Raw genomic sequence first — 1,485 nt, 5'->3', positions numbered from 1 at the left:
CACCCACCTTTTTGACAGCGCTGTGCCTCTGTTCTTGACTGAAAGGGAAATCGCAGGAGGTTGCCATGATCATTGCCCGTTCCCGTCAAATCAGTCTGCAAGATACGCCCTACTACCACGTGGTCAGTCGCTGCGTGCGACGGGCCTTCTTGTGCGGCGAAGATGCCCATTCCGGCCAGAGTTACGAGCACCGGCGCCAATGGTTGGTCGACAAGCTGGGGCAGTTGTCACGGCTGTTTGCCATCGGTGTCTGTGCCTACGCGGTGATGAACAATCACTATCATCTGGTGCTCAAGGTTGAACGAGATATCGCCATCCGCTGGAGTGAGCAGGAAGTGGCCGAGCGTTGGGCCGCACTGTTTCAGTGGCCCCTGCTGGTGCGACGCTGGTACCAAGGAGAATCCCTGATTGAACCGGAGCTGATGGTCGTACAACAGCTAATCGCCCAATGGCGTGAGCGACTGCATTCCATCAGCTGGTTTATTCGGTTGCTCAATGAAAACCTGGCCCGCCAGGCCAATCAGGAGGATGGTTGCAAGGGCCATTTCTGGGAAGGACGCTTCAAGAGCCAGGCCTTGCTCACCGAGCCAGCCCTGCTGGCCTGCATGGCTTACGTCGACCTCAATCCGATACGGGCAGCGATTGCCGACAGACCCGAAGGGAGCGACTACACCAGCATCAAGCAGCGCCTCGTGGACCAACAACCCGCAGCATCGTTGCCACCTCTGTTGCTGCCGTTTTCCAGCCAAGGCAAGCCAGATGACCTGCCCTATGCCTTTCTCGACTATCTGGCGCTGGTCGACTGGACAGGACGAGCCATCAGAACCGACAAGCGCGGTCATATTCCGGTTCACCTTGCTCCCATACTGGTGCGGCTGGGGTTGGATGAAGCTCGCTGGCTGAAACAGGTGACACTGTTTCGGCGGCAGGGCATCAGAGTGGTGGGTGACAGAGAACATTGCCGGCTGTTCGCACAGCACTGCGGCCAGCGGCGATGTCACCAGTTGCCTGTTTGAATCGCTAGTTCCCACGTCACATCACACCCCGGCGTGTCACCCGATGCCGGGCATGACGTTGCCTGAACAAGAGGCTTTTTAGGCCAGAACCGCCACCTTGTTGCTCCCGCTCCAACCCTCGAGCCAACTATCCGTCATCGCATCACCAATCTGGATACGGCTTACTCAAAAAGGTGGGTGTCCCAGATTTCCTCTGCCCGACCATCTCCACTGCATTCTATCTTTGCCGGAAGGGGACACCGATTTCCCCCTGCGTTGGCGGCTGATCAAAAGTCACTTCTCCCGCGCCTTGCCGGTGAACGAGCGCCGCAGCCAGACCCGGTTACGCCACGGGGAGCGGGGCATCTGGCAACGCCATTATTGGGAACACCTGATCCGGGATGAGCAGGATTACCGCCACCATATGGATTACGTCCATATCAACCCCCTCAAGCATGGTCATGTCACCCGCAGGGCGGGATCGCACTTT

At 58.2% G+C, this 1,485-nt stretch carries 2 protein-coding genes; both read left to right on the top strand.

Annotated features, from left to right (window positions below):
* The first annotated feature begins 65 nt into the window (after positions 1–65).
* Entirely contained in the window at positions 66–1,016 is a 951-nt protein-coding gene (locus BN1127_RS15545; protein ID WP_042650015.1) for a transposase, read from the top strand.
* A 97-nt stretch (positions 1,017–1,113) separates the two neighbouring features.
* Positions 1,114–1,485: REP-associated tyrosine transposase (locus BN1127_RS21715; RefSeq protein WP_462477337.1), on the top strand; the 372-nt coding region annotated here is incomplete at its 3' end.

Source organism: Aeromonas media (assembly GCF_000819985.1).
Taxonomy (GTDB): domain Bacteria; phylum Pseudomonadota; class Gammaproteobacteria; order Enterobacterales; family Aeromonadaceae; genus Aeromonas; species Aeromonas media.
This window is presented reverse-complemented; position numbering and strand designations above follow the sequence as displayed.

What these genes read in the sequence shown, in the direction of transcription:
- BN1127_RS15545 (WP_042650015.1), top strand. Translation starts at nt 66, where the DNA reads ATGATCATTGCCCGTTCCCGTCAAATCAGTCTGCAAGATACGCCCTAC.